This window comes from Pseudoxanthomonas sp., from assembly GCF_036845285.1.
GTDB lineage: Bacteria > Pseudomonadota > Gammaproteobacteria > Xanthomonadales > Xanthomonadaceae > Pseudoxanthomonas_A.
This window is the reverse complement of record NZ_DAIUEE010000027.1, coordinates 1-7,725: the sequence shown is the minus strand read 5'-3', so window position 1 is coordinate 7,725 and position 7,725 is coordinate 1. Positions and strand designations below refer to the sequence as shown.

Sequence of the window (7,725 nt, the reverse complement as noted above, 5' to 3'; positions counted from 1 at the left end):
CATCGTGCAGATGGACGAGACCACCCAGCAGAACGCGGCCCTGGTGGAAGAAGCCACCGCCGCCGCCCGTTCGATGGAAGAGCAGGCGCAGTCGCTGACCGAGTCGGTATCGGTGTTCAAGCTGCAGACCACGGTCAGCGCACCGGTACGCAAGGCGGCCACTGCATCCAGCGTGGCGGCGCCCAGGCCGGCCGCCAGGGCCACCGCCCGCACGCCGGTGGCGCGCAGGCCCGAACCCGCGCTCGCCGACGGCGACTGGCAGGAGTTCTGATCCAGGCCACCGCACGCGACCCGGTATGCCGGGTCGTGCGCGGCATTCTGCGGGGCATCGCTGCCATGGTCGGCAACCTGTTGACGCCCTGGATGCACCGACGCATCACGCAGGTGCGCATCCGCCGGCCGACCATGTGCGCAAGCGTTCGATCGCCTGAAGCCCGTGGCGTTAACACCTCGCTTGCTAGACTCGATCCTCCATGACGTCATCGACTTCCGACTGACTCAATTCCATGGAGATCGAAGCTATGCGCAAGGGTTCGGCCTTGTTGGTCGACGCACTCGAGAACGAAGGCGTGGACCGCATCTTCGGGGTACCTGGCGAGGAGAACCTCGACTTCCTCGAGTCGCTTCGCACCTCGCGCATCGAACTGGTCCTGACGCGCCACGAACAGGCAGCGGCCTTCATGGCCGCGACGCACGGACGGCTGACGGGAAGGCCCGGCGTCTGCCTGGCCACGCTGGGTCCGGGCGCGCTGAACTTTTCGACAGGCGCGGCCTATGCGCACCTTGGCGCCATGCCGATGATCCTGATCACCGGCCAGAAGGCGGTGATGAGCGCCAGGCAGGCGCGCTTCCAGATTGTCGACATCGTCGCGTCGATGAAGCCCCTGACCAAGATGACGCGCCAGATCGTCAGCGCGGCGGCGATCCCCACGACGGTACGCGATGCGTTCCGCGTGGCGATGGACGAACGGCCTGGCCCGGTGCATCTCGAACTGCCGGAAGACGTCGCCGCGGAGGAAGTCGACGACGCATCCATCATCCCGGTGCATCCAATCGAGCGCCCGCTCGCCGCTCCTGCCGCACTCGACAGGGCGGCGGACACCATCCTCGCCGCCAGGCGGCCGCTGGTGATGATCGGCGCAGCCTGCAGCCGACCCTGGCTCGCCGGCGCGCTGTCGGACTTCGTGACGCGCACCGGATTGCCCTTCTTCAATACCCAGATGGGCAAAGGCGCCGTCGCCGGCGGCTCCAACCTCTACATGGGGACCGCCGCGCTCTCGGAGGGCGACTACGTCCATGAGGCCGTCGCGCGCGCCGACCTGATCGTCGCCATCGGCCACGATACCGTCGAGAAGCCGCCCTTCCTGATGAAGCACGACGGCGGACCCCAGGTCATCCATGTCGGCTACCAGTCCGCCACCGTCGAACAGGTCTACCACCCGGACATCGAGGTGATCGGCGACATCGGGGCATCGGTCGAAGCCCTCGCCGGGCGACTCGAAGGCCGGCTGTCGCCGGACGAGGGAATGATCGGGCTGCGCCAGAAGATCCTTGCGCGCCTCAACGACCGCGCCGGGGAAGACCGCTTTCCGGTGACGCCGCAGCGCATCGTCCACGACGTCCGCCAGGTCATGCCCGACGACGGCATCGTCTGCCTCGACAACGGCATGTACAAGATCTGGTTCGCCCGCAACTACCGCACCCACGTGGCCAATACGCTGCTGCTCGACAATGCGCTCGCCACGATGGGCGCCGGCCTGCCGTCGGCGATGATGGCGGCGATGCTGTATCCGCGCCGCCGCGTCATGGCGGTGTGCGGCGACGGCGGCTTCATGATGAATTCGCAGGAGATGGAGACGGCCGTGCGGCTGGGGCTCAACCTGGTCGTGGTCATCCTCAACGACAGCGCCTACGGCATGATCCGCTGGAAGCAGGCGGTGGATGGCTTCGAGGATTTCGGCATGCGCTTCGGCAATCCCGATTTCGTGCGCTATGCCCAGGCCTATGGCGCCAAGGGGTCACGGGTGAACGCGGTCGAGGAACTCGTACCGGTGCTCGAAGCCGCCTTCGCGGGCGGTGGCGTCCACCTTGTCGATGTGCCGATCGACTATTCCGAGAACACCCGCGTGCTGGTCGACGAATTGCGCAACCGTGCGCCCGACCTGGACTGCAAGTGAAACGGGGAGAAGCCTCATGCTGACCGTCGTACAGGCCTTTGATCGCGCTCCGATCGCCGGGATCGCGACCGACGATGCGGCGGCGCTGGAACGCAAGCTGCAGGCAGCGGAGCGCGTATTCAAGGACCGCGACGGATGGCTCAAACCGCACCAGCGCATCGCGGTGCTGCGCAGGCTTGCGGCATTGATGGATGCCAGGCGCGACCATCTGGCCATGCAGATCGCGCGCGAAGGCGGCAAGCCGCTTCCCGATGCCATCGTCGAGACCAACCGCGCGATCGATGGCGTCCACAATGCCGCCGACGAACTGCGGAATTTCGCCGGCCGCGAGATCCCGATGGGCCTGTCGGCGGCGGCGGAAAACCGCTGGGCTTTCACCGTGAAGGAACCCATCGGCATCGTGGCGGCGATCTCGGCGTTCAATCATCCGCTGAACCTGATCGTCCACCAGGTCGCGCCGGCCATCGCGGTCGGCTGCCCGGTCATCGTCAAGCCGGCGGCGACGACACCGCTCTCCTGCCTGGACTTCGTCGCCCTGGTCCACGAGGCCGGCCTGCCGGAACCCTGGTGCCAGACCTTCGTGCCGGAAGGCAACGCGTTGGCCGAGAAGCTGGCAACCGACCGGCGCATCGCGTTCCTCAGCTTCATCGGGTCGGCGAAGGTCGGCTGGTCGCTGCATGCCAAGATCGCCCACGGTACGCGCTCGGCCCTGGAACACGGCGGCGCGGCGCCGGCGATCGTCGACCGCAGCGCGGATCTCGGAAAAATCATCGAGCCGATCGTCAAGGGCGGCTTCTACCATGCGGGACAGGTCTGCGTATCGACGCAGCGCGTCTTCGTGCACAGGGCGATCGCCGACGACTTCACCCGGATGCTCATCGCCCGTGTGGAACGCCTGCGGACAGGCGACCCGACGCTGGCGGACACCGAGGTCGGGCCGCTGATCCTGCCCCGCGAGGCCGACCGGGTTGCCGGGTGGATCGATGAGGCGGTCGCCGGCGGAGCGACGCTCGCGACCGGCGGCAAGCGCCTGTCCGAGACCACCCTGCAGCCCACGGTGCTGCTCGATCCGGCCGCCGATGCCCGGATCTCGACGCAGGAGGTGTTCGGCCCGGTCGTCGCCGTCTACCGCTACGACGACCTGGACGATGCGATCGCCCGCGCGAACGCGCTACCCACCGCATTCCAGGCCAGCATCTTCGCCCAGGACATCGACATCGCCATGCGCGCCGCCGACCGCCTCGACGCATCGGCCGTGATGATCAACGACCCTACCGCGTTCCGGACCGACTGGATGCCATTCGCAGGCCGCAGGGAGTCGGGATACGGCACGGGTGGCATTCCCTACTCCATGCGCGACATGACACAGGAAAAGATGATCGTCGTCCGCAGGGCGTGAGGGTGCGGATCACGGCGTGGCACACTGCTTCGCATGCGCACGCGCCCGCCCTGCATCGATGGACTCGCCGCCAGCAGCCTGCAGTTGCCGCCCGGGGCATGGCCCACCGTGCTGGAGTGCCTGTGCGAACGGTTTCCCCGCGTACCGCGCGCGCAGTGGCTCGAAAGGATGGCGCGTGGCCGGGTCCTGGATGCCGGCGGGACGCCGGTGACGGCAACGACGGCATACCGCGTCGGCACCGGAATCCACTATTACCGCGAAGTCGCGGACGAGCCGGCGATTCCCTTCGACGAGGCGATCATCCATGCCGACGCCGATCTGCTGGTGGCCGACAAGCCGCACTTCCTGCCCGTCACGCCCGCAGGACTCCATGTCCATGAAACGCTGCTGGGACGCCTGATCCGCCGCACGGGCAACGCTGTGCTGGTGCCGCTGCACCGCATCGACCGCGATACGGCCGGCCTGGTGCTGTTCTCGACTAATCCGGACAGCCGGGCGCGCTACCAGGCGCTGTTCCGCGAAAGGCGGATCCTGAAGTCCTACGAAGCGCTCGCACCGCCCCTGCCCCACGTCGTGTTTCCCTGCACGCGCTCCAGCCGGATGGTCGCCGGCGAGCCCTTCTTCCGCATGCAGGAAATCGAGGGGCCGGCGAACAGCGAAACCCGCATCGACGTCATCGCGCGCGGCGGGCATCGCTGGCGGTACGCATTGACGCCGGTCACCGGCCGGAAGCACCAGCTGCGTGTCCACATGGCGGCACTGGGAGCGCCGATCGCCCACGATCCGGTCTATCCGGCACTGCGTGACCGCACGGCAGGCGAGTATCCGGAGCCGCTGCAACTCCTGGCCAGGGAACTCGCCTTCGTCGATCCGCTCAGCGGTGTCGAACGGCGCTTCTCGAGTGGCATGAAGCTGCTCGCCTGACGGGGAACGTCGCCCCCGTGCGCGGATCGTCGCCTACTTCTTCAGGCCGGCGACCACTTCCGACACGCCGAGTCCCAGTTCGAGCTGCAGGCGCACGAATTCGCGCTCCTTGCGCGACAGGGCGCGCCCCAGTTCGATGCGCACATCCTCGGCCTCCAGGATGCGCAGGATCCGTGGCATCGCCGATCCGATGGCATCCGGCCCGTAACCCGCCTCGCGCAGAGCGGCACTCAAGAGGGCTTCGATGTCCATGATGCATCCACGTCGGTTCCAGGCGCCGCATTGTGCACCAGCCGGTGCACGCGCTGCAGGTGGAAATGCCGGCAGAAGCGGTTGGCTGGCCGCCTCCGACGCTCGCGTGCCTGCCGTTTTCCAGCCGCACGGGCGGCTAAAGATGCGCTGGAGCACGCCGATACGGTCTGTGACGCCTTCCCTGCCCTGACGCTCCCGCCCCGCATGACCGAGCCCAGCGACGCCCCTCTGGCCGATCCCGTCAGGTACGACGAAGAAGAAAAGTACCTGGTGCACGGCGAGTACGCGATCCGACAGATCCTGCAGTCGCTGATCGACAAGCGGGCGCTGGTCAGCGGCTGTGCGCTGCCGCGCAACCATACGTTCCCGACCTCGATCATCGAGGTGCTGGACGATGAGGACGGCGTGCTGATCGACGGCAGTGCCTCGGAAGCCATCAACCGCAGCCTCGAGGAGGCCAGCCACGTCACCTGCGTGTCGCGGCTGGAACGCATCCACGTGCAGTTCAAGCTGTACGACCTGCAGCGCCTGCAGAAGGATGGCCAGGTCGCGTTCCGCGCATCGCTGCCGGACAGCGTGCTGCGCCTGCAGCGCCGCGAGTTCTACCGGCTGCAGGTACCGGTGACCCAGCCGATGGAGTGCGGCATCCCCGAGCGCCAGCCCGACGGAGAGACCACGTACCGCCACTACCGCGTGCTCGACGTCAGCGGCGGCGGCATCGCGCTGGCCGTGCAGGCGGAAGAACCCACGCTTCGGCCCTACAACGAGTTTCCCGGCAGCCTGCTGCACCTGCCCGACAGCGGGCCGCTATGCGTGCGCCTGATGGTCAAGAGCCTGCACCGCCAGCTCAACCAGAACGGCAGCGAAAGCTGGCGCGCGGGCTGCCAGTTCACCGACATGCCGCGCGGCGGCGATGCGCTGATCCAGCGCTATATCTTCCGCCTGGAACGCCAGCGCAGCGCCCGCGAGCGCGGCGCTGCGTGACCGGCGTCGACATTTCGACCGCCATCCGTCGGCATTGACGGTTGCCGCCTCAATCCCGCCGCGCTGCCGCCGATACCGCCTGTAACGCTCCCGCGACACCGGCATGGCCGCCCGGCCGCCACGCGCAGGGGTCGCCGCACCGCCCTATCTGCACGAGGCCGCCATGTCACCCGCTTCCACCCATTTCTCCTCCCGCAGCATCGCCACGCGCGTGATGTACGGCACCGCCGTCGTCGCCCTGCTGGCCTTCGGCGTCGCTGCGGCGGCCAGCTACCTACGCAGCAGCCAGTCATTGCTGGCCGGGGCGCGGACCACGATGGAAGGCCTCGCAGGACTCGAAGCGCAGCGCATCGAGGGTGAACTGACAGGCGCGTTCGATACCAATGAAGCACTGGCCGGTGCGCTGCTCGCGCTGCGCGCGGGCGACGGCCCAAGCCGCACGGTGGCCAGCGCCATCTTCAAGCGACAGCTCGAAGCGCACCCGGAATGGGTCGGGGTCGGCACGCTGTGGGAACCCGATGCCTTCGACGGCAAGGATGCGGACTACCGCACGGCCGAAGGTCACGACGACACCGGCCGCTTCATGAGCTATTGGGCGTGGAGCGACGGCGCGCCACTGCTGGAGGCCCTGCGCGACTACGAAGTCCCCGGCGCCGGCGACTGGTACCTGAAACCGCGCGAACTGAAGCGCCCGGTCGTCGCCGAACCGTACATCTACAAGATCGCGGGCAAGGACGTGCTGATGACGACCCTGTCCACGCCGGTGCTGGACGAAGGCAAGTACGTCGGCGTCATGACCGTCGATTTCGCCTTGCAGTCGCTGCAGGAGCGCATCGCCAGGCTCACCCCGATGGACGCAGGCTTCGTGCGCCTGCTGACGCCGGCCGGCGTGGTCATCGCCGACCAGGATGCCGCCTCGGTCGGCAAGCCCTTTGCCGGCGCGCAGGCTGCCGAGGTGATGAAGCAGATCGCCGCCGGCGAGCCGGTGTTCCGTGAATCCGCCAATGCGGCCGGTGAAGCGGTGATGGAAGCCTACGTGCCGCTGCAGATCGGCGATGCGCAGGAGCGTTTCGCGCTGGGCGTGGTGGTACCGCGCGCCGTGCTGATGCAGGAAGCCCGCGCCGTGTTGTGGACGGTGATCGCGGTGGGCGTGCTGGGCGCCGCCCTGCTGTGCGGTGCGGTGTTCTGGCTGCTGCGCCGGCAGGTCGCCACGCCACTGGCAGGCGCCGTGCGCATCGCCGACGACATCGCACGCGGCAAGCTGGACAGCCAGATCGATGCCGGGGGCGACGACGAGATCGGCACCCTGATGAAGGCCATGCGCAGCATGCAGGCCAATCTGCGCGAGCGCATCGAACGCGACGCCGCAGTGGCGAAGGAGAGCCTGCGCATCCGCACCGCGCTGGAGAACGTGACCGCCAACGTCATGATCGCCGATGCCGACCGCACCATCGTGTACGCCAACGGCCCGCTGCTGAAGATGCTGGCAGACGCCGAGCAGGACCTGCGCCGCGACCTGTCCGCCTTCGACGTGCGCACCGTGGTGGGCAGCAGCATCGACGTCTTCCACAAGAAACCCGAACACCAGGCGCGCATGCTGGCGCAGCTGCAGGGCACCCACCGCGCCCAGATCAGCGTGGGTGGCCGCATCATGCAGCTGATCATCAATCCGGTAACCGATGCCGAGGGGCAGCGCGTCGGCTACGTGGTCGAGTGGGCGGACCGCACCCACGAGGTGATGGTCGAGCAGGAAGTCACCCGCATCGTGCAGGCCGCCGCAAACGGCGACCTGAGCGGACGCATCGCCGAAACCGGCAAGCAGGGCTTCCTGTTGATGCTGTCGCAGCAGGTCAACGGCCTGCTGGCCGCGATCGCCGGCAGCGTCGAAGCCGTGTCCGGCGTGCTGCAGTCGCTGTCCAAGGGCGACCTGACCACGCGCATGGAAGGCGACTTCCATGGCGTGTTCGCCACCATGCGCGACGACGCCAA

6 protein-coding genes and 1 pseudogene are annotated in these 7,725 nt (G+C 67.9%); 6 read left to right on the top strand and 1 reads right to left on the bottom strand.

Annotated features, from left to right (window positions below):
* The 4 genes and pseudogenes from V7060_RS18345 to V7060_RS18330 form a co-directional block, all read left to right on the top strand.
* Positions 1-271: pseudogene (locus tag V7060_RS18345) on the top strand (methyl-accepting chemotaxis protein); the annotation flags it as partial.
* Positions 272-521: 250 nt separating this feature from the next.
* Positions 522-2,177 (top strand): acetolactate synthase large subunit, encoded by a 1,656-nt coding sequence (locus tag V7060_RS18340; protein WP_334180647.1) that lies wholly within the window; start codon positions 522-524, stop codon positions 2,175-2,177.
* Between the two features lie 16 nt (positions 2,178-2,193).
* On the top strand, positions 2,194-3,576 hold the full coding sequence (locus V7060_RS18335; protein WP_334180646.1) for an aldehyde dehydrogenase family protein: 1,383 nt from the start codon (positions 2,194-2,196) through the stop codon (positions 3,574-3,576).
* 33 nt (positions 3,577-3,609) lie between these two features.
* On the top strand, positions 3,610-4,500 hold the full coding sequence (locus V7060_RS18330) for a pseudouridine synthase (RefSeq protein ID WP_334180645.1): 891 nt from the start codon (positions 3,610-3,612) through the stop codon (positions 4,498-4,500).
* A gap of 33 nt (positions 4,501-4,533) precedes the next feature.
* On the opposite strand, the gene V7060_RS18325 is transcribed toward V7060_RS18330, so the two are convergent.
* On the bottom strand, positions 4,534-4,752 hold the full coding sequence (locus V7060_RS18325) for a polyprenyl synthetase (RefSeq protein WP_334180644.1): 219 nt from the start codon (positions 4,750-4,752) through the stop codon (positions 4,534-4,536).
* A 204-nt stretch (positions 4,753-4,956) separates the two neighbouring features.
* Here V7060_RS18325 and V7060_RS18320 point away from each other — a divergent pair, with 204 nt between their 5' ends.
* Positions 4,957-5,736, top strand: coding sequence for a flagellar brake protein (locus V7060_RS18320; protein WP_334180643.1), 780 nt, complete (start codon positions 4,957-4,959; stop codon positions 5,734-5,736).
* 163 nt (positions 5,737-5,899) lie between these two features.
* On the top strand, positions 5,900-7,725 hold a 1,826-nt coding region (locus tag V7060_RS18315; RefSeq protein ID WP_334180642.1), incomplete at its 3' end, for a HAMP domain-containing protein.

Bases quoted from the DNA above. Each gene is read 5' to 3' on its own strand.
- V7060_RS18330 (WP_334180645.1), top strand. From the start codon at position 3,610: ATGCGCACGCGCCCGCCCTGCATCGATGGACTCGCCGCCAGCAGCCTG.
- V7060_RS18335 (WP_334180646.1), top strand. From the start codon at position 2,194: ATGCTGACCGTCGTACAGGCCTTTGATCGCGCTCCGATCGCCGGGATC.
- V7060_RS18325 (WP_334180644.1), bottom strand. From the start codon at position 4,752: ATGGACATCGAAGCCCTCTTGAGTGCCGCTCTGCGCGAGGCGGGTTAC.
- V7060_RS18320 (WP_334180643.1), top strand. From the start codon at position 4,957: ATGACCGAGCCCAGCGACGCCCCTCTGGCCGATCCCGTCAGGTACGAC.
- V7060_RS18340 (WP_334180647.1), top strand. From the start codon at position 522: ATGCGCAAGGGTTCGGCCTTGTTGGTCGACGCACTCGAGAACGAAGGC.